This window comes from Butyricimonas sp. RTP31003st1_G1_RTP31003_210430, assembly GCF_040920905.1.
GTDB lineage: Bacteria > Bacteroidota > Bacteroidia > Bacteroidales > Marinifilaceae > Butyricimonas > Butyricimonas paravirosa.
The window spans coordinates 1-20,260 of sequence record NZ_JBCOSQ010000044.1 but is presented as its reverse complement, the minus strand read 5'-3'; the positions used below and the strand labels follow the sequence as shown (position 1 = coordinate 20,260).

The following is a 20,260-nucleotide window of genomic DNA, read 5'->3' as shown; positions in this document are numbered from 1 at the left end:
AATATTGGCAGAAATTTAATGTGATGATGGAAATAAAAAGAGACAGATATCTTCAGCAACTGATAGAAAGCCGTCAAGATGGTTTTATCAAGGTAGTGACAGGAATCCGCAGATGCGGCAAGTCATACCTGCTGAATGTTTTATTCTACCACTATTTGTTGGAAAATGGAATTGCAGATGATCACATTATCCGGATTGACCTTGAAGATCGGATGAACAAGGATTTAAGGAATCCGGATATGATGCTTCACTATGTTCACGACAGAATCAAGGACAAGGAACTTTACTATATCATTATTGATGAGGTACAGCTGATGGATGAATTTGTCGATGTATTGAACAGTTTCCGCCATATCGAAAATGCCGATACGTATGTAACAGGAAGCAATTCCCATTTCCTGTCATCCGATATTCCAACGGAGTTTAGAGGCCGGGGAGAGACGATTCATGTAAATCCTCTGTCTTTTTCTGAATTTTATTTGGCTAAAGGTGGAGACAAACAAGATGCGTGGCGCGAATACTTCACCTACGGTGGTTTACCTCTTGTCCAGTCATTTGAAACCGAACAAAAGAAGATAAACTATCTGAAAAATCTATTTGAGACTGTTTATTTGGCAGATATTATCGAGAGGCACAAAATCAAGAATGAGAATGAAATGCGTGAATTACTTCTCATTATGGCATCATCTATAGGTGCTCCATGCAACCCTACAAAATTGTCGAATACTTTCAAAAGTTTGAAAAATGTGAAAATTGGCAGTCAAACTATTTCCAAATATCTGAACTACTTGTCAGAATCGTTCCTCTTGAATAGGGCTGTACGTTACGACGTTAAAGGAAAGAAGTACATCAATACGCTTTCCAAGTATTATTTTACGGACATTGGCTTAAGAAATGCCATTCTTGATATGCGCCAACAAGAGGAAACGCATATCATGGAAAACATCATTTACAATGAATTGATTGTCCGTGGTTATAGTGTCGATGTTGGAATGGTGGAGATAAAGAAGCCGGATAAGGACGGGAAGTGGACTCGCATCCACCTTGAAGTGGATTTTATAGCGACTCTTGGCAGCAAGAAGTACTATATACAGTCGGCATTGTCTATACCGGATAGAGAGAAAGAAATACAGGAATCCCGTTCGTTGACGAATATCAATGATTCATTCAAGAAAATCATTGTTGTCAAAGATCACATTATGCCTCGCCGAAATGAGGAAGGGATTCTCACAGTCGGGTTATTTGATTTCTTACTCAAAGAAGATAGTTTAGATATATAAACACATAAGTGTCGTCAATAACCTTAATTCCGCAACACTATTATAAAATATTTTTTTTAAGTACCTGAGCAACAAAAAGTTGCTCAGGATTTTGCCATGTCAGAGGATTCACTTAACTTAGTGTTGCAAAAAAATAATCAAACAAAACCTCATCAGGCATGGCAAAAATACAAATAAAATCCGAGAAGCTCACTCCTTTTGGAGGAATATTTTCAATCATGGAGCAATTTGACTCCACATTGTCATCTGTAATCGACTCGACACTCGGTCTAAGGTGTAGCTCGTTCGGTTATCAGTACAGTGAAATCGTCCGTTCCCTCATGAGTATCTACTTCTGTGGTGGCTCATGCATTGAGGATGTCACTACTCATTTGATGAACCATCTCTCGCTCCATCCGACACTTCGTACTTGTAGTTCTGATACTATCCTCAGAGCGATAAAGGAACTGACGCAAGGAAACATCTCATACACATCAGATACGGGTAAGAACTACGATTTCAACACGGCTGACACACTCAATACCTTACTGCTCAATTGTATGTTTGCATCCGGCCAACTGAAAGAGGGCGAGATGTATGATGTTGATTTCGACCATCAGTTCATAGAGACTGAGAAGTATGATGCAAAGCCTACATACAAGAAGTTCCTTGGTTATCGCCCTGGCGTGGCGGTTATTGACGACTTGATTGTTGGCATTGAGAATAGCGATGGTAACACCAACGTTCGTTTTCATCAGAAGGACACGCTGAAGAGATTCTTTGAGAGATTTGAGCAGAACGGACTTACAATCAATCGTTTCAGAGCTGATTGTGGATCATGTTCCGAGGAAATCGTGGAGGAAATAGAGAAACACAGCAAATCCTTCTATATCCGCGCAAACCGCTGCAGTTCGCTCTACAATGACATCTTTGCTCTTAGAGGCTGGAAGACTGAGGAAATCAATGGCATTGAGTTCGAATTGAACTCTATTCTTGTTGAGAAGTGGAAGGGTAAAGCATACCGACTTGTGATTCAAAGACAGAAACGGATGGACGGTGTGCTGGATCTTTGGGAAGGAGAATACACATACCGTTGTATCCTGACTAACGACTATGAATCTTCCACAAGAGAAATTGTCGAGTTCTATAACCTTCGTGGAGGAAAGGAACGTATCTTCGATGATATGAACAATGGTTTCGGGTGGGACAGATTGCCCAAATCCTTCATGGCAGAGAACACTGTGTTCCTTCTTCTTACGGCACTTATCCGTAATTTCTACAAGGCCATTATCCACAGACTTGACGTAAAGAGGTTCGGACTCAATGCAACAAGTCGCATAAAAGCGTTTGTCTTCAGGTTTGTCTCTGTACCAGCCAAGTGGATCAGAACATCAAGGCGGTATGTGCTGAATATCTATACCTGTAATAATGCTTACGCAGATATTTTTCAGACTGATTTTGGATAACGCCTACAACTTATGGGTATGATACTGCGTATTGCCTCAAGTCGCATAGTGGGGCAAGGGGATATTGTGGGCAGAAGTGGGTATTTCAGCCTCAATTTATCTGCTAATTCAGTGATGAGAGGACGTTTAGACGCAAGAAGGACGCTGAAGAGCTTAGTTGCGGATTTGAGGAATAATAAAAGTCAATCAGAAAAATATAGTAAAATATTGTCGATGAAGACCATTCTTGAACTTTCGCATATAAAAGCAAGACAGTATTTCTTGGAATCGCAAAACTATTGTAATATGCAGTTTCCCAAATACATAGATTTTAAGCCCGTGATAGAATATGTCCAAAATTCTGTCGGAAATAAAGAATTGAGAGACATTCTAAAAGATCCTAAGAGAATGCCTTCTGATTATGAAAACGTAAATCATAAGATGTTAGTCAAGAAGGATGCACAGTATTCATATAGGCCTATTCAGTTAATTAATCCATACCTTTATTATCTGCTTGTCAAGGCTATGACAAATAAGAGTAGTTGGAAGGAGATAAAAGATCGCTTTGCTGAGCTGAAAGTACCAAACATAGAAGTTGCGAGTATTCCTAAAGTTAAAGGAGACACAGACAAATCACATATGTCAGCATCAGTAAGTTCTTGGTGGGAAAATGTTGAACAAAGAAGCCTTGAGTTAGCTTTGTCTTATAGATATATGTTTGTTACCGATATTACGAATTGTTACTGTGCTATATATACTCATACCATTGCGTGGGCATTGATGGGAAAAGAACAAGCTAAAGAAAAACGCAATAAGTCAGGACTATTGGGAAATATTATTGACAACTATATGCAAGGTATGCAATATGGTCAAACAAATGGTATACCTCAGGGAAGTACGTTATCTGACTTTATTGCAGAAATAGTACTTGCGTATGCAGATAAGCTACTTAGCGAAAGACTAAATACAAATGGAATATCTAACTATCATATAGTAAGATACCGAGATGACTATCGTATTTTTTGCAATTCAAAAGAGGATACAGAACGAATAGCATTCTTTCTTCAAGAAGTTCTTGCAGAACTCAATTTTCAATTGAATGGGAAAAAGACATATCTGACAGAAGATGTCATCAGTGATTCTATAAAACCTGATAAGAAAGCATATATTTCAGAAGGTCCAATTTATAGGAAAACGCAGAAAAGGATATACTCTACAATGTCCAATCTTCAGCAGGAGGCTCTTTTTATATACCAATTTTCCAAAAAACATCCAAACAGCGGTACACTAATAAAACTTTTAACAACTTTTGCCCAAAGATTGAACAAAAAAATTGCGATTTGTGGCGATTACCTTGTGATGATATCAATTTTCACAGAAATAGCACTATATAGTCCGAAAACGTACAAGGTAATTCTTTCTATCATCAGTAAACTCCTTAGTAAAATTCCTTCGACAGATGAAAGAGAGCGAATTGTTAATAATGTTTATGCGAAGTTTCAGAGGTTTCCGAATATTGGCGAAATTCAAATATGGATTCAACGTATAGCATTTAATTTGCCTCACCCTGTTACATATACTGAAAATATATGTAAAATCGTAAATGGTGAGACTGGCGTTAATTTATGGAATAATGATTGGGTAGATGAACCCTATAAGGGTGCGTTTCCTCAATATAAAATTTGCACTGAATGGGTAAGGGATAGTTACACTCCAGTAATAGACATTGATGAAATTAGTTTGTTCAACATTTATTGATAACACTTATATATATTGACAGTTATGGAACTAAGATATTGCTTAAACCAAGGTATATTGGAACGTATTTCAAAAATACTAGGAGATACATCGAATGGACTTACTGGATCTGAAATATCTTATTTCCTTCAGCAGTGTAATATTAAAGATGTGACTCCTGAAATAACGAAATGGAAAAGGCTTTACAGTGCACTTGCATCCGTTCAGAACTTTGATAAATGTTCAAACAAAATATTGAGATTCATCCAAATTGTATTGAACCCTGCGCGTTTTACAGATAATCAAATTTTTGAGACAAAAAGAAAGGCGATTAATGAATGCCTATCTTATGTAGGTTATGAATTACAATCAAACGGCCGTTTTAGGGTCGTTACTACTGCAAAAACTATTAGTGAAGCCCAACAACGTGCAAATGACCTTTTAGTAAATCTTCAGATGAGGAATGCACATCAAGAAATATTCAAATATTGCACAACAGAACTAGTTGATAAGAACTACTTTCATGCTGTATTTGAAGCTTGCAAAGGGTTATTTGCAAGAATACGGCAACTGTCATTAATTAATACTGATGGAATACGGTTAGTGGAATATGTGTTTAATCATCCTATATTGGTAATCAATTCGTATAAATCCAAACAGGAAAAAGATGAACAGAAAGGTTTCGAGGCAATCTTAGAAGGTTTGTGCAATATGTTTAGGAATCCAGAAGCTCATCAACCAAAAATTGAGTGGCCAGTGAGTGAACAAGATGCTTTAGAAATTTTGTCTTTGATTTCTTACTGTCATAGGAGATTAGATAATGCCAAAAGAGTTGAATAATACTTAAAAATCAAAGGCAGGCCGATATCACATCGACATGCCTTCTGAAACTATGACAGCAAAAAGAAACAATTAAACGAATTCATCTATATCGAATGCCTCTGTCTTATTTTTTGTATTATCCATTTCTGAAATTTGCGAGTCATCACAAAGCATACTATCAATAAGATTTCCTATCTTCTTTTTGATAGCGTCTTCATTCCGCATAATTCTGATGACTTCTTCTTCAGATAGACAGATGCGTGGGGCACGAACTGCAGGATTTCTTTTTATGCCAAAAGATTCTGCTTCTGACTGCGGTACTGCTTGTTGTTTTTTGTCCTTCATATTCGATTCCATATTTACATGTATTTATTCCAATCAATTCCAATCTGTTCCAAAGACTGTTTTGATGTCTCTTTTCCATTTGGCATATTTTCTTTGAGCAGTTTTTCCAATTGGCTTTGAGTACTCAGTTCGGTTGAAAAAAAACTGAACAGGTCTGTATCCTGAAGTTGGTACAGGGTTTCGGCAGCATTTCGGATTTTCTTTCTGTCATCCGTTCCCGAAATAAGCACATCAGCGACATTGTTCAGTTCTTCAAAAGTCAATGCCCTTGAAAAATCCGGGTCAGGAACGCACCCGTCATTTGACATGAGTTCCCGTTTTTCTGATTCAGTCAGTCCTTTTTTGGGAGTAAAGTCATCAATCACGTCATCCGTATTTATATCCTTATCCTCCTCTATGGGTTCCTTTTTCATAGGTTCAGAACGTGTGGGAGTTTTTCTCGCCACTTCCGGGTCTTCAAGATAGACTATCTTCGTCTTGCCGATTACTTCATTGTACTCGTCCAGGGGATTCGGCTGCGTTTCGGTTTTCTTTTCATGCCCGACTTTTAGGATATCGTTCTCCGCTTGTGCGATCCATGCTTCAGCCTTGTCCAGTCTTGCCCTATACCGGGCTTTCCTTGCTTTTTCCACCATTCGTTTTTTACGTGATTTCCATAACCGGATACGTGCCATACGCATATAACGAAGCTGATTGTCCCAGAATTTATAAACTTTCGGACTGAATATAAACATCCATACCTTATATAATATATAGGTTGCCGACATGGCTTTTACTGAAAAATAAATTAATGTTGTTTCCATGACTATTGAATTTTAGGGGGTGAAAAACGGTCTTTATACATTCGGGTGATTTCCTCGATGTTGAGTTCTATATGCTCGGCTATGATGTTACTGATATAGCTCGCGATACTTACTTCGGGAGCTATCACATTGAGATAATTCTTTATCTCGTCGTACAGCTTGCGGTTCAGGTACACCTGGATACGTCCGGGCATGGGGGTATTCACCAGATACTTCTGACGGAAACCGCTTTCACTTTTACGCTTTGGGTGAGGTTCGGGATTTTCCGAGGCTGTTTCCTTTTCCTTATCCGGCCTTTTATCGGTTTCCTCTGCTGGAACTTCTACCACGATGACATCCTCTTTCTCAATGGCATCAGGAATGTTACCGACCATATACCCCCTGATTTCCTCTTCATTTACTTTTACTATATTCTTTGCCATACCTCAATTACAGGTTAAATTTTACAATCAGTTCATTTGCCAGTTCCTGCAATCCGCTGCCTTTAAGTTGTCCTGCCGGCGGTGGAAGGAGTGAACAGCGGAAATAGGTGCGGGTCCGGGATGAGAGTTCCTTGTCATAACGGCAGAGGTCCGGAATGGCTGAATCCAGAATTTTCAGCCCCTGTTTCTTCATCAGTGCCATATAGTTGTCAAGCACTTCAGTATTGCTTCTTTTCTTTACCTTGGTCCAGAACAGGAACACGTCTTTCAAAGGAATATTCTTCCGGTTTTCCAAAAACTTCATGACGCTTTTGGCAAAGACAAAACTGCTGTCCATAACGAAATTGTCAGCGGCAATGGGGGTCAATACATAATCCACATTGAAAATGGTCTGCAACACACCGGATATGTCCATAGACCCTGGCAAATCTATGAAAACGATATCAAAATCTGCTTTTGCCGCCAACTCTCCGGCCACCTGGCGTGCATTCTCCGGCTTTGCCTGCCTGATAGGATAAATCCTGCACCCCCTAAGCCTCTGCTCTTCCAACAGCACCATGTACTTCTTGTTCTTCTCCACCATCTCCATGTCCCGTTCCCTCAGATTGAACAGGCTGCGCTGGGTGGAGTCACAATCAACGATGGCCACACTCTTATCCATCGAATAATTCAGGAGACTGGCAAGCGTTACCAGCATGGTACTTTTGCCGACCCCACCTTTCTGGTTGCTGACCGCAACGAATAACGGATTCTTCTTCATAACTGAACTTTTTTAATGGTTTATTACACTATTGTTTTACTTGTCTGTTGTTTACTTTGTGACAAGGTTTGTTAGTGATATGGTTACTTTGTGCTCACCAATCGGCAAACCGACCAACCGATAGTTATCTGCCCTAACAAAGCAAGTAAACAATCACTGCCCACCTGTTGCAACAAGTGTTTTCGCTAACCAGCAATACAACGGACAGTTACTTGACTATTGGTTTGTTTTACCGTTTATGTTGCAAATAAAAAGGTATTTTTTCATATCATCACTATGTTTCAAGGGAGGTGACGACCTGTGTCACCATATGTCATCACGTTACATATAACCCGCTATTTTACAACAGGATAAACCGCCATAACTTTGCACCGACAACGGAACGGATACCGCTGCGGAGGTTTCCCGAAGCCGAAGAATGAGGCTGAAGGTCAAAATTTAATTTGACGAAGGAAAATTCATTACCAAGCGGTAATAGCAAGTTGTGTTTTGAGGCACCCGAAATGAATTCGGGCACTCAAAACAACTTGCCGCTCGCCTGCCGGCTCGGGGTGGGATTCACTCCAAAGTCGTGAATCCATGACGGAAGATCAGAAACAAAAAACATCAATGCGTATGGAAGAAAACAAGAACAGAAAAACAAGAAAAGGTGTAGGGCGGAAACCGAAAACCGACCCTGCCGTGTACCGTTATGTGGTGCGGCTAAACTCGGAAGAGAACGTAAAGTTCGATATCCAGTTTCAAAAATCGGGACTGAGGGAACGCTCCAAATTCATCAAGGCAATGATTTTCGGAAAGGAAATCAAGGTGGTCAGAATCGACAAGGCGACGATGGACTACTATGTCCGCCTTACCAATTTCTACCACCAGTTCCAGGCCATCGGCAACAACTACAACCAGACGGTCAAGGCAATCAAGAACAATTTCGGGGAGAAACGGGCATACGCCCTGCTCCGCAATCTGGAAAAGACGACCATAGATCTGGTGGTGCTGAGCAAGCGGATCATCATGCTGACCCATGAGTTTGAGGAAACCTACCTTATCAAAAAGCAGAGGGAGGAGGAATGACATGGTGGCGAAAATCAACAGGGGCGCCTCGCTCTATGGGGCTGTCATCTACAACCAGCAGAAAGTGGACGACTCCACGGCACGCATCATTTCGGGCAACCGCATGATTGCCGATGTCACGGGTAATCCGGAGCAGGTCATGAGGAACACGCTTTGGGCATTCGAGAACTACCTGCTCGCCAACAAGAATACGGAAAAGCCCATACTGCATATATCCCTTAATCCTTCTGTGGACGACAAACTGACCGATAGCCAGTTTGCGGATTTGGCAAGGGAGTATATGCAACGCATGGGCTACGGCGACCAGCCTTACATCGTGTATATCCACGAGGACATAGACCGCAGGCATATCCATATCGTTTCCACCTGCGTGAACGAGAAAGGGGAAAAGATAGATGACGCCTACGAGTGGAATCGCTCGATGAAAGCCTGCCGGGAACTGGAACGCAAGTTCGGACTGAAGCAGGTGGAGGACAAACGCAGGGAAATGTTGGAACCATATCTGAAAAAAGCAGACTATCAGAATGGCGATGTAAAGCAACAAGTTTCCAACATCCTCAAGAGCGTGTTCTCCACTTACCGCTTTCAGTCATTCGGGGAGTACAGCGCGTTGCTGTCCTGCTTCAACATCGAGGCGAAGCAGGTCAGGGGCGAATTTGAAGGGACGCCTTACAACGGCATTGTCTATACCATGACAGACGATACAGGCAAGCCGGTATGTACGCCCATCAAGTCCTCCCTTATCGGAAAACGCTTCGGCTATGAAGGACTGGAAAAGCGTATCGGATTCAATGCCCGTGAATACAAGGACAAGAAATGGCAGCCCAAGATACGGAACGGTGTCGCACTCGCCATGCACGGCTGCCGGGGCAACCGGGAGGACTTCATCCGCCTGCTCAACAGGCAGGGAATAGACGTGGTATTCCGTGAAAATAATGAAGGCCGCATTTACGGTGCTACTTTCATCGACCACAAGAACAGGGAGGTGTATAACGGCTCGCGGCTCGGAAAGGAGTTCTCGGCAAATGCCTTTGAACGATTGTTCAATGGGCCGAACAATATTCCTGACTTGGATGCTCCCACACCGGAAATCAGCAGGCAAAGCAGTTTCTCTGCCGACATGGAAAACGCCATCGGGCAGGCTTTCGGAATCTTCGATTTTGAAGCCAATGGTCCCGACCCGCAGGAAGAGGCTCTCGCACGCAGGCTGCAACGCAAGAAGAAAAAGAAACGCCGCTCACGGGGTATCTCCTGAAAACAGTATTCATTCACCATTAAAATTATTCAATATGCAACAAGAAGATGATTTGAGAGGATTGGCAAAGGTCATGGAGTTCATGCGTGCCATATCCATCGTGTTTGTCGTCATCCACGTTTATTGGTTCTGTTACCGGGCATTCGTGGATGCGGGTATCAACATCGGAGTGGTCGATAAGATACTCCTGAATTTCCAGAGGACGGCGGGGCTTTTCAGCAACCTGCTGGTGACAAAAGTATTCGCCGTCATATTCCTTGCCCTGTCATGTTTGGGCACGAAGGGCGTGAAGAACCAGAAGATGACCTGGCGGAAGATATATACCGCCTTCCTTTCGGGGCTTGTATTGTTCTTCATGAACTGGTGGATGCTTGATTTGCCGTTCAATCCTACGGTCAATGCCGCCATTTACACGGTAACGCTGACCGCCGGGTACATCCTTCTTTTGATGTCGGGCGTATGGATAAGCCGTATGCTGAAACACAACCTTATGGAGGACGTGTTCAACACCGCCAACGAGAGTTTCATGCAGGAAACCCGCTTTATGGAAAACGAGTATTCCGTCAACCTGCCGACCAAGTTCGTGTATCAGGGCAAGGAATGGGACGGATGGATCAACGTTGTAAACGTTTTTCGTGCGTCCATCGTGCTTGGAACACCGGGCAGCGGGAAATCCTACGCGGTGGTAAACAACTACATCAAACAGCAAATCGAGAAATCCTTTGCCATGTACATTTATGATTACAAGTTTCCGGATTTATCCGAAATAGCTTATAATCACCTGCTTAAACACAAGGAACATTACAAGGTTAAACCGGAGTTCTATGTCATAAACTTCGATGACCCCCGACGCTCGCACAGGTGCAATCCCATCAATCCCAAATTCATGGTGGATATTTCCGATGCCTACGAATCCGCCTACACGATAATGCTCAATTTGAACAAGACCTGGATACAGAAACAGGGTGATTTCTTCGTGGAGTCACCGATTATCCTGCTCGCGGCGATTATCTGGTACTTGCGGATTTACAAAGACGGCAAGTATTGCACCTTCCCCCACGCGATAGAATTTCTTAACAAGCCGTATGCCGATATCTTCACGATTCTTACCTCTTATCCCTCGCTGGAAAACTACCTTTCCCCATTCATGGATGCCTGGCAATCTGGAGCGCAAGATCAGCTCCAGGGCCAGATAGCGTCCGCAAAAATTCCGCTTTCGAGGATGATTTCACCCCAGTTGTATTGGGTGATGACGGGCGATGATTTTACACTTGATCTGAACAATCCGGAACAGCCCAAAATCCTCTGTGTGGGAAACAATCCTGACAGGCAGAACATCTATTCGGCGGCCTTGGGACTGTACAATTCCCGTATCGTGAAGTTGGTGAACAAGAAGGGACAGCTGAAGAGTTCCATTATTATAGACGAGCTACCGACCATCTATTTCCGCGGCATCGACAACCTGATAGCCACCGCCCGAAGCAACAAGGTGGCGGTATGTCTCGGCTTCCAGGACTTCTCGCAGCTGACCCGTGACTACGGTGAAAAAGAGGCGAAAGTGATCCAAAATACAGTCGGCAATATTTTCTCCGGACAGGTGGTAGGCGAAACGGCAAAGAACCTTTCGGAGCGTTTCGGCAAAATCCTTCAGCAAAGGCAGTCCATATCCATCAACCGGCAGGACACATCCACCTCCATCAACACGCAATTGGATTCCCTGATACCCGCTTCCAAGATTGCCAACCTCTCGCAGGGTACATTCGTGGGCAGCGTGGCGGACAACTTCGGTGAGGAAATCGAGCAGAAGATTTTCCATGCCCGTATCATCGTCGATAACGAGAAGGTGGCGGCGGAGACCAGAGCCTACAAAAAAATCCCTGTCATCAACGAGTTCAAGGATGCAGACGGTAACGACATCATGCAGCAGCAGATAGACCGCAACTACTCCCGTATCAAGGCGGACGTACTGCAAATAATTGAAGATGAGATGGAAAGAATTGCCAATGACCCGGATTTGAAACACCTGATTCCACAGGAGGACGGAAAAAAAGAGGAATAGGACACCGCTGTTTTATTTCAGCCTGCAAAGTTCGTCCCGTGCCTTATGGATTGTGCAAGGCCGGGCCCTTCGGGTTTCGCGGAAAAATCATCCTCGCTGCGCTTGCGGTATTTTTCCCGAAAGCCTTGCGCAATCCGGCACGGAACGGCGGGGCAGGCAAGAAATAAAATCTCGGCTCTACAAAGCCGGGGATGTCTAACTCAAAAAACAAAAGGTATGAGCAGAAGCAACTTTACACCGATGGGACGGTTCAAAGAGATAATCGACCGATACGGACTGAAACTGATGGAGGTGGGAACCAACCACCTGAGAATATTCGCTGACAACAGGAAGCTGTTCGACTACTATCCGCTACGGATGAAACTGTTCGATTACCGACAGTGGAAACAGCTGACCTACCCGTCACTCATTGAGGGGGCGGACAAGTGGGAAACGGAGCTTGACGAAATTATAAAAAGACTTATGGTTTCACCCCAATAATCAGCAGGACTATGAATAACAATAACAGCAAGACGATCGTTTGGGACAACATTCCCGAATGGGCGATTTTTTCATTGGAGTACGGCATCGACGAGGAACTGTTCCTGCCCGATGAAGACAAGGAGATGATAACCAAGTTCATCGTTGAAAACTTTCCGAACGGTTACACCATGTCGGTGGATTGGGAGTCATACAACGAATTCGACACCAATCCGGCATTCGGAAAGGCGTGCAAGACTTATAAGGTAACTTTCTGTATCCTATAAAAACATTGACATGAAGAAGATAACATTAAGCGAATACAATTCCATATCTGAAGCCTATCGCGGGGTATGGACTACCGAGCGTTGGGATATACCCGACTGGGCGGAAATGCGTAAAAAACACATCGGCAAACGCACCATGATGGTATATGATAATGGTACTTGCCTGCTGGTCGAAGGGCTGGGTTTTGAAATCGTGGATGACAGTTCATGGAAAAAGCCGGATGAGGTCAGAAAGGAAATCGGAAGCCATTATCTTAAATTCTATACAGAAAAAGGATGTGAACCTCATTACGCGGATTGCGTGATACGGTGGAACGATACGTTGGAAACGGAAGAGGCAAGAATTGCTTTGGCTATGGATGCCGATACGGAAAAGGACGATGAAATATTCTTCTACTGCGACAGCCTGAATGATATGAAATCCATGGCGGACAAAGGCAGGGAAGATTTCACCATAGCAGAGTGTATCGGTTTCGGAACATACGAAGAACTATTATAAATCCAATTAAATCATGTTATGAAAATCAGATGTCAGGAACACTACGATAAGGTAGTGGAGTACGCCAAAAGTATCGGCGACACAACATTTCAGAATTGCATTGAACGCCTCAAACAATGGGAGAAGAACTCAAACGGCAGGTATGAAATTGAACTCTACCGGGATTTCGCCCCACATTCATTCGGTTTTGCGGAAGTGGCCGCTAACGGAAGCAGCGGTATTGTCGGAGGATTGCTTTACCATGGAAAACCGGACCAGTCTTATGCGGTTACACTGACTCCCATACACGGCTGGAGTATACATACTTGAACTTGTATATCTCTAAAAGGAATCCTGGATTATAAAAATGATGCGTAGGTCATCTTGTATAGAGACCTACGCACCATTTTTAGCACACCATTTTGCCCATATTGTAATTATTTACAATAGCCCCATTTCTGTATCTTTAAGGAAGTCAATCACATTCATGATTGATATGCCATCAGTATTCACATAAGAAGGGGTTAAGCCTCCAACTATGACTATTTTAGGGAATCCATCATTGATATGACGAAGTGAATTTGTTTCCTGATCAATTTTCTCAGGAGTAGGCATATCAAGTGCTGATTGTATATACATACGTTTGTTCCCACTGTTACAAATAAAATCCACTTCCAATAGTTTTCGTATTTTCTTTCCTTCGGCATTTGTTGTTCTCACCTCCACTTGCCCGACATCAACAGAATACCCTCTGATACGCAGTTCATTATATATAATATTTTCCATAAGGTGGCCACCGTCAATCTGACGATAATTCAGACGGGCATTGCGCAATCCTACATCTTCAAAATAGTATTTTGAAGGTGTATTGATGTAATGCTTACCTTTAATGTCATACCGAATGGCTTTTTCCACCATAAACGCATCTTGTAACATCCCGAGATAACTCTGTATGGTTGTATCTGAGATACTATGACCTTTCACAGATTTGAATGTATTTTCAAGGTTTGTCGGATTTGTCAGGCAACCGATATTAGAAGCTATAATGTCTATAAGTTCGTTCAAATCATCATCATTCCTAATATTATACCGTTCTTTTATATCGCGTATATAAGTACCCTGAAACAATGATTTAAGATAGTTTTCTTTCTTCTTTTTGTCAGAAAAAGACACAATCTGCGGCATTCCTCCATAAATCATATAGTCTTGCAGAGCGTTAAGTTCGCTTGCGTACTGTCCTGTCTTGAGAAATTCCGAAAAACTTAAAGGATGTACTCTGATTTCATATCCTCGACCACGAAATTCGGTTTTTACATCACTGGATAGCATTCGACTATTACTACCGGTCACATATACATCTGCATTTTTAATTTTCAGATAGCTATTGAGTACATCTTCAAATTCTGGAACAAGTTGAATCTCATCCAATAGTATGTAGTACATATCGTTATCTACAATATGCCCGTCAATATAATCCAATAATGTGTCCGGATTCCTGAGATCTTTACTACGTCGGTTTTCCAAATCTACTTGAATAACATGATCTTCATTCACGCCATTATCAAGTAATGATTGTTTGAATAACTCAAATAGAAGGTAAGATTTTCCACAACGTCGTACACCGGTAATAATCTTAATCATTCCGTTGTGCATCACACTTTGCAGCTCTTGTAAGTATTTGTCTCTTGGTATTTTCATGTTGCAAAAGTAGTAAAAATTATCTGTAGTGCGATTATTCTATTGGAAAAAAATGGGAAAAGTACCAAATTTCTCCAATAGCAATAGCCGGGCTTATTAATGTCGCTTCCCTTACCAAGTCCCATCAAGAAGGTAACTCGGAAGGCGAATACCTGCACGTTCAAGCCTTCGGTTTTCGGGACATAAAATTCCCTGCGGTAATTTTCCGCCCGAAAAAACGCTCCGGTATTGCCGTCCGAGTTGCGGAAAGGTTTGGGACTTGGCAAGCGAAGCGACCTACGACGCATAATACAAGGTCAATGAAAAAATCTGCCGGGGGATATTTTGCCGCGTTATGATATCCCAATGGGTCACGCCACCCGGAGTTTTCCAAACAAAATCTTCTTCCTGTCCCATCAGGGGATACCTCAAACGGGGACAAGGGCTGCGCTCGCTCCCAACTCTGCATATTACAGTTTTTCCTTTGCCGTTTGCGTGCCGTCCTTGCGGTTTGCCTCCGTTTTCCGTGTCGTCCCTGCCGTTTTTCCTCGATTGGTTGCGGCTGTCCGTACGCTTCCCCCTTTTTTCCGCTTTCGGGCTTTGGTGCGTTGTTCCGGCTTCTCCCTCCGTTTTTCCCATTTTCCGGCCCACACTCTTTCCTCTCGCGGTGAAACATGATGACACTTGATGAAATGGATAGCCTAACGCATTGAAACATAGTCATTTATCAAAATTATGCCTATATATTTGCGGTGACAACAACAATTATCAACGCTAAAAACTCAAAGTTATGGCAAAGAAAAACGTGAGGGACGAACCCCTCAAACCGCAAGTCACCGAGAACGAGCAGATGAGTGACATCGTCCTTATCCTCGACAAGATGGAGCTGCTCCTCCAGGCGGTCAGCAAGCTCGACAAGGACGGCAGGTACGAAACAGTGCCGGCAGACAAGGAGCACCGCAACTCCTTCCTCAAAATCGACCGTTACGCGAACATGTTCGAGAATTTCCTGAAGAACTTCTGGAGCCAGCTCAAGGACCCGACACGCTTCGGCATCCTTTCCATCAAGGAAGACACGCTGGACGACCCGAAAGTGCGGCAGGCCGTCGAAGACCTCGCCGCCGGAAAAAAGACAGACGCGGTGGAGGAATTCCTCAAACAGTACGAGATTGTCCCCCGCGACAAGGAAAACCAAAGTATCAACCATCAAAATCAAGAAGAAATGGCAAAGAAAAACGAAACACAGCAGCAGGCCGCCCAAGGTGACGGCACGCAGCAGCAGCCCCAGTACCGCTACAACGAGTCCATGATCAACTGGGAGCAGCTGAAGAACTTCGGGCTCTCCCGTGAAGAACTCCAGGAACGGGGGCTGCTCGACCAGATGCTCAGGGGCTACAAGACCAACCAGGTCGTGCCCATCAGCATGAACTTCGGCTCCGCCGTGCTACGCACCGACGCGAGGCTCTCGTTCCAGCAGTCCCGCTCCGGAGACATCGTGCTGGGCATCCACGGTATCCGGCAGAAACCCGACCTCGACCGTCCCTACTTCGGGCACATCTTCTCGGACGAGGACAAGAAAAATTTGCTTGAGACGGGCAACATGGGGCGTGTCGTGGAACTGAAGAACCGCAACGGCGAGTATGTCCCCTCTTTCGTCAGCATCGACAAGCTGACCAACGAGGTGGTGGCGATGAAAGCCGAGAATGTCTTCATACCGCGTGAAATCAGCGGAGTTGAACTGACCGAGCAGGAGCAGAACGACCTGCGGGAAGGCAAGAAGATATTCGTCGAAGGAATGACAGCCAGATCGGGCAACCCGTTCGACGCCCACCTCCAGGTCAACGCCGAGCGCAGGGGCGTGGAATTCATCTTCGAGAACGACAAGCTCTTCAACCGGCAGTCTTTGGGAGGCGTCGAACTGACCAAGAAGCAGATTGACGACCTGAACGAGGGCAAGGCCATCTTCGTGGAGGGCATGAAGCGCAAGGACGGGGAACTGTTCTCCTCCTACGTGAAACTCGACGAGGCGACAGGCCGCCCGTCCTACACCCGCTACAATCCCGACTCCCCGGAAGGCGCACGGGAAATCTACATCCCGAATGAAATCAATGGCGTGAAAATCACTCCCGAGGAACAGAAAGAGTTGCGCGAAGGGAAGCCCATCTTCCTCAACGACATGGTGAACCGCAAGGGAGAGGAATTCTCCTCGTTCATCAAGGCAGACCTCGAAACGGGCAGGCTGAGCTACTCGCGCACCCGGGACGGCTTCGACCAGCGCGAGGAGTTCAAGATACCGGCCAAGGTATGGGACGTAGAGCTTACCCGCAAGCAGCGTGCCGACCTCCAGAGCGGCAAGGCGGTGCTGGTCGAGGGCATCAAGGGGTATGACGGAAAGACCATCTCGCAGTACGTCAAGGCGAACTTCAACCAGGGCAGACTGGACTTCTACAACGAGAATCCCGACCGCAGACGCGACGCCTCGCAGCGCAACGTGGTGTCCGCCACACAAAGACAGGGAGAGGAAAACCGCCAATCCAGGGGGGCGAGCATAGCCTGACGGTCAAAGCAAAACGAATGTTGAACCCAAAAGAATCAGAACATGGAAATGAACAAGGAAAACAACACGCCTTTCAAGGCGGAAGACGTGAACTGGGACGAGCTGGCAGCCATCGGCATCCTGAAGGATGAACTGGAAATGGCCGGGGAACTCGATACGCTGCTCAGCGGTGAGAAGACAAACGTGGTATCGCTCAGCCTGGTGCTGCTCGGCGTGGACGTGGTGATGGACGCCACACTCCAGTTGGTACGCAAGGACGGCGACCCGCTGCTCGAAATCCTCGGTATCAAGCCCGTGGAACAGTAACCCCGCCTTCTTATAATATGTAAACCGAATGTATAACCGCCGTTTCCCGTCTTCGCGTACCGGCAAGCGGGAAACGGCTTAAATTTTATCCGAATCATGATAGCAATCATAGCAGAGAAACCGAGTGTCGGTCAGGACATAGCCCGCGTAGTCGGGGCTACAGAAAAAATGGACGGCTACATAACAGGAAACGGCTACATGGTGACATGGGCGCTGGGACATTTAGTGTCGCTGGCATTGCCGGGAACATACGGCTACACGAGGACCACCGCCGAAGACCTCCCGATGATTCCCGAACCGTTCCGCCTTGTGCCACGGCAGATACGCACGGACAGGGGGATGGTGACGGACATCGCCGCCGGCAAACAGCTCAAAATCATTGATGAAGTATTCTCCAAATGCGACAGCATCATCGTGGCAACGGACGCGGGCCGCGAGGGGGAACTTATCTTCCGGTGGATATATTCTTATCTGGGCTATACCAAGCCCTTCAGACGGCTGTGGATCTCCTCGCTTACCGACGAGGCCATCCGCGAGGGCATGGCGAACCTCAGGGAGGGAAGCGGATACGACAGCCTCTATGCCGCCGCCGACAGCCGTGCGAAGGCCGACTGGCTGGTGGGCATGAACGCGAGCCGCGCCCTGGCGACAGCCTCCGGATCGGCGAACAACTCCATAGGCCGTGTGCAGACTCCCACGCTCGCCATGATATGCGCACGCTTCAAGGAAAACCGGAACTTCGTCTCCACTCCATACTGGCAGCTGCATATCGCGCTGAAAAAAGACGACGTGCACCGGCAGTTCTTCCACCCGGAGGACTTCAGGGACAAGAATGGGGCGGAGGCCGCGTACAGGCGCATTACTTCCGACTCTGTGGTGACCATAAATAAGGTAGAACGAAAGACGGTATTTCAGCAGGCTCCGCTTCTGTATGACCTTACCGCACTACAGAAGGACTGCAACATCCACCACGACCTTTCGGCGGACAAGACCCTTTCCATCGCCCAGTCCCTGTACGAAAAGAAACTGGTCTCCTACCCGAGAACGGGCAGCCGTTATATCCCGGAGGATGTCATGGCACATGTCCCGGCCTTGCTGGAAAAGGTCATCACCATGCCCTGGTTCAGGGAATACGGACGGACTTTCGACCTTTCCGGCCTGAACACCCGGAGCGTGGACGCCACGAAAGTGACCGACCACCATGCACTGATCGTCACGGGCGTCGTTCCCGAAGGGCTGTCCGAGGCGGAAGCGGTTGTTTATGAGATGATAGCCGGAAGGATGCTGGAAGCCTTCTCTCCACGCTGCGAGAAAGAGTCACTGAAGATGGAGTGCGTGTGCGAGGGTATGGATTTCCGCTCACAATCCGCCGTCATCGTCAATCCCGGCTGGCGTGCCGTGTTCTCCCGGAAGGAAGACCGTGAAAAGGACGAGCCGGAAGGTAACGGGGGAACGGCGGTGTTTGCCGAAGGCGAGGAAATCCCGGTCATGGGATACGGGCTGGCACAGAAAAAGACCCTGCCCAGACCCCTTTACACGGAAGCGACCTTGCTCACCGCCATGGAGAACTGCGGTAAGGAAATCGCTGACGGACAGGCACGGGAAGCGGTGAAGGAGCTGGGCATCGGCACGCCCGCTACCCGTGCCGCCATCATCACGACCCTTTTCAAGCGTGACTATATCGAGCGTTCCGGCAAGAGCATCCGCCCGACGGAAAAGGGGCTTTACCTCTACGAGTCGGTCAAGGGCATGATGGTGGCCGATGCCGAACTGACCGGTACATGGGAGAAGGCACTGGCACAGATAGAGGGGCACACCCTCGATCCGGAAAGCTTCATGCTCTCCATCCGGGAATACACCGGGAAAGTGACCGGTGAGATACTGCGTCTCAAATTCCCCGAACCGTCGTCACGCGCCTTTACCTGCCCCAAGTGCAAGACCGGCAATGTGATAGTGAAGGCAAAAGTCGCCAAGTGCGACCATGAGGGGTGCGGACTGCTGGTGTTCCGCCGTTTCCTGAACAAGGAGCTGACCGACCAGCATCTGGAACAGCTTTTCTCTTCCGGCTCCACCAGGCTGATCAAGGGGGTCAAGGGCAAGAAAGGGGCCTCTTTCGACGCCGCGGTAGCCTTTGACGCGGACTTCAACCTGAAACTCTCGTTCCCCAAGCCCAAGGGAGGGAAGGGGAAATAATGCACTGCCATTCCAATTCAAGGGCAAAGGTAGCGGAACCGCCCGTTTCCACCCGCAAGGTCGGGCCTTGCAGGTTTCGGGGAAAATCATCCTCACTCGCGTTCCGGTATTTTCCCCGAAAACCTTGCCGGTGGAGGCGGTCCGCTTTCCGGCCCCTGAAATTGGAAATGACATGTTTCACCCATTAACCATATACGGTCATGAAAACAAGGGAATGTATCGAAAAACTCAGGACAGCCAAATGGATAAGGATTATGGCATTGGCCATTGTCGCCTTCATCGTGTTCAGCTATCTCCACTCAAGAGGAATATCGCCCGTATGGGCGGC

General features: G+C 45.8%; 20 protein-coding genes. 14 read left to right on the top strand and 6 right to left on the bottom strand.

Annotation, left to right across the window (positions count from 1 at the left end; translation table 11 throughout):
• Positions 1 to 23: 23 nt before the first annotated feature.
• From AB5542_RS13825 to AB5542_RS13810, 4 genes are all read left to right on the top strand, one after another.
• Positions 24 to 1,280, top strand: a complete 1,257-nt coding sequence (locus AB5542_RS13825) for an ATP-binding protein (RefSeq protein ID WP_005832172.1) — start codon at positions 24 to 26, stop codon at positions 1,278 to 1,280.
• Positions 1,281 to 1,438: 158 nt separating this feature from the next.
• Positions 1,439 to 2,725 (top strand): IS1380-like element IS613 family transposase, encoded by a 1,287-nt coding sequence (locus tag AB5542_RS13820; RefSeq protein WP_005805709.1) that lies wholly within the window; start codon positions 1,439 to 1,441, stop codon positions 2,723 to 2,725.
• Positions 2,726 to 2,938: 213 nt separating this feature from the next.
• Positions 2,939 to 4,462, top strand: coding sequence for an RNA-directed DNA polymerase (locus AB5542_RS13815; RefSeq protein ID WP_005832174.1), 1,524 nt, complete (start codon positions 2,939 to 2,941; stop codon positions 4,460 to 4,462).
• A gap of 24 nt (positions 4,463 to 4,486) precedes the next feature.
• Positions 4,487 to 5,281: a TIGR02391 family protein gene (locus tag AB5542_RS13810; protein WP_034522585.1), complete on the top strand. Its 795-nt coding sequence runs from the start codon at positions 4,487 to 4,489 to the stop codon at positions 5,279 to 5,281.
• Between the two features lie 72 nt (positions 5,282 to 5,353).
• On the opposite strand, the gene AB5542_RS13805 is transcribed toward AB5542_RS13810, so the two are convergent.
• From AB5542_RS13805 to AB5542_RS13790, 4 genes are read right to left on the bottom strand one after another with little or no spacing between them, the layout of a single operon-like run.
• The gene (locus tag AB5542_RS13805) at positions 5,354 to 5,620 is read right to left on the bottom strand and encodes a hypothetical protein (RefSeq protein WP_005832178.1); all 267 of its coding nucleotides are present in this window, start codon (positions 5,618 to 5,620) and stop codon (positions 5,354 to 5,356) included.
• 2 nt (positions 5,621 to 5,622) lie between these two features.
• Positions 5,623 to 6,411, bottom strand: coding sequence for a DUF4122 family protein (locus tag AB5542_RS13800; protein WP_005832180.1), 789 nt, complete (start codon positions 6,409 to 6,411; stop codon positions 5,623 to 5,625).
• Between the two features lie 2 nt (positions 6,412 to 6,413).
• Positions 6,414 to 6,833 (bottom strand): DUF3408 domain-containing protein, encoded by a 420-nt coding sequence (locus tag AB5542_RS13795; protein ID WP_005832181.1) that lies wholly within the window; start codon positions 6,831 to 6,833, stop codon positions 6,414 to 6,416.
• A gap of 7 nt (positions 6,834 to 6,840) precedes the next feature.
• Entirely contained in the window at positions 6,841 to 7,593 is a 753-nt protein-coding gene (locus AB5542_RS13790) for a ParA family protein (RefSeq protein WP_005832182.1), read from the bottom strand.
• A gap of 609 nt (positions 7,594 to 8,202) precedes the next feature.
• Here AB5542_RS13790 and mobA point away from each other — a divergent pair.
• The 7 genes from mobA to AB5542_RS13755 all read left to right on the top strand — a co-directional run bounded on the left by mobA (position 8,203) and on the right by AB5542_RS13755 (position 13,529).
• On the top strand, positions 8,203 to 8,661 hold the full coding sequence (gene mobA, locus AB5542_RS13785) for a conjugal transfer protein MobA (protein WP_034522587.1): 459 nt from the start codon (positions 8,203 to 8,205) through the stop codon (positions 8,659 to 8,661).
• 1 nt (position 8,662) lies between these two features.
• Positions 8,663 to 9,916: a conjugal transfer protein MobB gene (gene mobB, locus AB5542_RS13780; RefSeq protein ID WP_004318955.1), complete on the top strand. Its 1,254-nt coding sequence runs from the start codon at positions 8,663 to 8,665 to the stop codon at positions 9,914 to 9,916.
• A 34-nt stretch (positions 9,917 to 9,950) separates the two neighbouring features.
• A complete protein-coding gene (gene mobC, locus AB5542_RS13775; RefSeq protein ID WP_004318957.1) occupies positions 9,951 to 11,975 on the top strand; it encodes a conjugal transfer protein MobC in 2,025 nt (674 codons plus the stop codon).
• Between the two features lie 216 nt (positions 11,976 to 12,191).
• Positions 12,192 to 12,455 carry a hypothetical protein gene (locus AB5542_RS13770; protein WP_004318959.1) on the top strand — a complete coding sequence of 88 codons (264 nt, stop codon included), beginning with the start codon at positions 12,192 to 12,194 and terminating at the stop codon, positions 12,453 to 12,455.
• Positions 12,456 to 12,466: 11 nt separating this feature from the next.
• A complete protein-coding gene (locus AB5542_RS13765; RefSeq protein ID WP_004318961.1) occupies positions 12,467 to 12,721 on the top strand; it encodes a DUF6926 domain-containing protein in 255 nt (84 codons plus the stop codon).
• 10 nt (positions 12,722 to 12,731) lie between these two features.
• Positions 12,732 to 13,220: a hypothetical protein gene (locus AB5542_RS13760; protein ID WP_004318963.1), complete on the top strand. Its 489-nt coding sequence runs from the start codon at positions 12,732 to 12,734 to the stop codon at positions 13,218 to 13,220.
• Between the two features lie 18 nt (positions 13,221 to 13,238).
• On the top strand, positions 13,239 to 13,529 hold the full coding sequence (locus AB5542_RS13755; protein ID WP_005832188.1) for a DUF4120 family protein: 291 nt from the start codon (positions 13,239 to 13,241) through the stop codon (positions 13,527 to 13,529).
• A gap of 111 nt (positions 13,530 to 13,640) precedes the next feature.
• Here the strand turns inward: AB5542_RS13755 and AB5542_RS13750 are convergent, their stop codons facing one another.
• Together AB5542_RS13750 and AB5542_RS13745 are read right to left on the bottom strand one after the other, a co-directional pair.
• On the bottom strand, positions 13,641 to 14,897 hold the full coding sequence (locus AB5542_RS13750; protein ID WP_004318967.1) for an ATP-binding protein: 1,257 nt from the start codon (positions 14,895 to 14,897) through the stop codon (positions 13,641 to 13,643).
• Between the two features lie 276 nt (positions 14,898 to 15,173).
• Positions 15,174 to 15,515 (bottom strand): hypothetical protein, encoded by a 342-nt coding sequence (locus AB5542_RS13745; protein ID WP_034522595.1) that lies wholly within the window; start codon positions 15,513 to 15,515, stop codon positions 15,174 to 15,176.
• Positions 15,516 to 15,666: 151 nt separating this feature from the next.
• Here AB5542_RS13745 and AB5542_RS13740 point away from each other — a divergent pair, with 151 nt between their 5' ends.
• The 3 genes from AB5542_RS13740 to AB5542_RS13730 all read left to right on the top strand — a co-directional run bounded on the left by AB5542_RS13740 (position 15,667) and on the right by AB5542_RS13730 (position 19,932).
• Positions 15,667 to 17,433: a DUF3945 domain-containing protein gene (locus AB5542_RS13740; protein WP_004318969.1), complete on the top strand. Its 1,767-nt coding sequence runs from the start codon at positions 15,667 to 15,669 to the stop codon at positions 17,431 to 17,433.
• Positions 17,434 to 17,475: 42 nt separating this feature from the next.
• Positions 17,476 to 17,739 (top strand): DUF4099 domain-containing protein, encoded by a 264-nt coding sequence (locus tag AB5542_RS13735; RefSeq protein WP_004318970.1) that lies wholly within the window; start codon positions 17,476 to 17,478, stop codon positions 17,737 to 17,739.
• A 96-nt stretch (positions 17,740 to 17,835) separates the two neighbouring features.
• Positions 17,836 to 19,932, top strand: coding sequence for a type IA DNA topoisomerase (locus tag AB5542_RS13730; protein ID WP_004318971.1), 2,097 nt, complete (start codon positions 17,836 to 17,838; stop codon positions 19,930 to 19,932).
• Positions 19,933 to 20,260 lie beyond the last annotated feature (328 nt).

What these genes read in the sequence shown, in the direction of transcription:
- AB5542_RS13825 (WP_005832172.1), top strand. Translation starts at nt 24, where the DNA reads ATGATGGAAATAAAAAGAGACAGATATCTTCAGCAACTGATAGAAAGC.
- AB5542_RS13820 (WP_005805709.1), top strand. Translation starts at nt 1,439, where the DNA reads ATGGCAAAAATACAAATAAAATCCGAGAAGCTCACTCCTTTTGGAGGA.
- AB5542_RS13815 (WP_005832174.1), top strand. Translation starts at nt 2,939, where the DNA reads ATGAAGACCATTCTTGAACTTTCGCATATAAAAGCAAGACAGTATTTC.
- AB5542_RS13810 (WP_034522585.1), top strand. Translation starts at nt 4,487, where the DNA reads ATGGAACTAAGATATTGCTTAAACCAAGGTATATTGGAACGTATTTCA.
- AB5542_RS13805 (WP_005832178.1), bottom strand. Translation starts at nt 5,620, where the DNA reads ATGGAATCGAATATGAAGGACAAAAAACAACAAGCAGTACCGCAGTCA.
- AB5542_RS13800 (WP_005832180.1), bottom strand. Translation starts at nt 6,411, where the DNA reads ATGGAAACAACATTAATTTATTTTTCAGTAAAAGCCATGTCGGCAACC.
- AB5542_RS13795 (WP_005832181.1), bottom strand. Translation starts at nt 6,833, where the DNA reads ATGGCAAAGAATATAGTAAAAGTAAATGAAGAGGAAATCAGGGGGTAT.
- AB5542_RS13790 (WP_005832182.1), bottom strand. Translation starts at nt 7,593, where the DNA reads ATGAAGAAGAATCCGTTATTCGTTGCGGTCAGCAACCAGAAAGGTGGG.
- mobA (WP_034522587.1), top strand. Translation starts at nt 8,203, where the DNA reads ATGCGTATGGAAGAAAACAAGAACAGAAAAACAAGAAAAGGTGTAGGG.
- mobB (WP_004318955.1), top strand. Translation starts at nt 8,663, where the DNA reads ATGGTGGCGAAAATCAACAGGGGCGCCTCGCTCTATGGGGCTGTCATC.
- mobC (WP_004318957.1), top strand. Translation starts at nt 9,951, where the DNA reads ATGCAACAAGAAGATGATTTGAGAGGATTGGCAAAGGTCATGGAGTTC.
- AB5542_RS13770 (WP_004318959.1), top strand. Translation starts at nt 12,192, where the DNA reads ATGAGCAGAAGCAACTTTACACCGATGGGACGGTTCAAAGAGATAATC.
- AB5542_RS13765 (WP_004318961.1), top strand. Translation starts at nt 12,467, where the DNA reads ATGAATAACAATAACAGCAAGACGATCGTTTGGGACAACATTCCCGAA.
- AB5542_RS13760 (WP_004318963.1), top strand. Translation starts at nt 12,732, where the DNA reads ATGAAGAAGATAACATTAAGCGAATACAATTCCATATCTGAAGCCTAT.
- AB5542_RS13755 (WP_005832188.1), top strand. Translation starts at nt 13,239, where the DNA reads ATGAAAATCAGATGTCAGGAACACTACGATAAGGTAGTGGAGTACGCC.
- AB5542_RS13750 (WP_004318967.1), bottom strand. Translation starts at nt 14,897, where the DNA reads ATGAAAATACCAAGAGACAAATACTTACAAGAGCTGCAAAGTGTGATG.
- AB5542_RS13745 (WP_034522595.1), bottom strand. Translation starts at nt 15,515, where the DNA reads ATGGGAAAAACGGAGGGAGAAGCCGGAACAACGCACCAAAGCCCGAAA.
- AB5542_RS13740 (WP_004318969.1), top strand. Translation starts at nt 15,667, where the DNA reads ATGGCAAAGAAAAACGTGAGGGACGAACCCCTCAAACCGCAAGTCACC.
- AB5542_RS13735 (WP_004318970.1), top strand. Translation starts at nt 17,476, where the DNA reads ATGGAAATGAACAAGGAAAACAACACGCCTTTCAAGGCGGAAGACGTG.
- AB5542_RS13730 (WP_004318971.1), top strand. Translation starts at nt 17,836, where the DNA reads ATGATAGCAATCATAGCAGAGAAACCGAGTGTCGGTCAGGACATAGCC.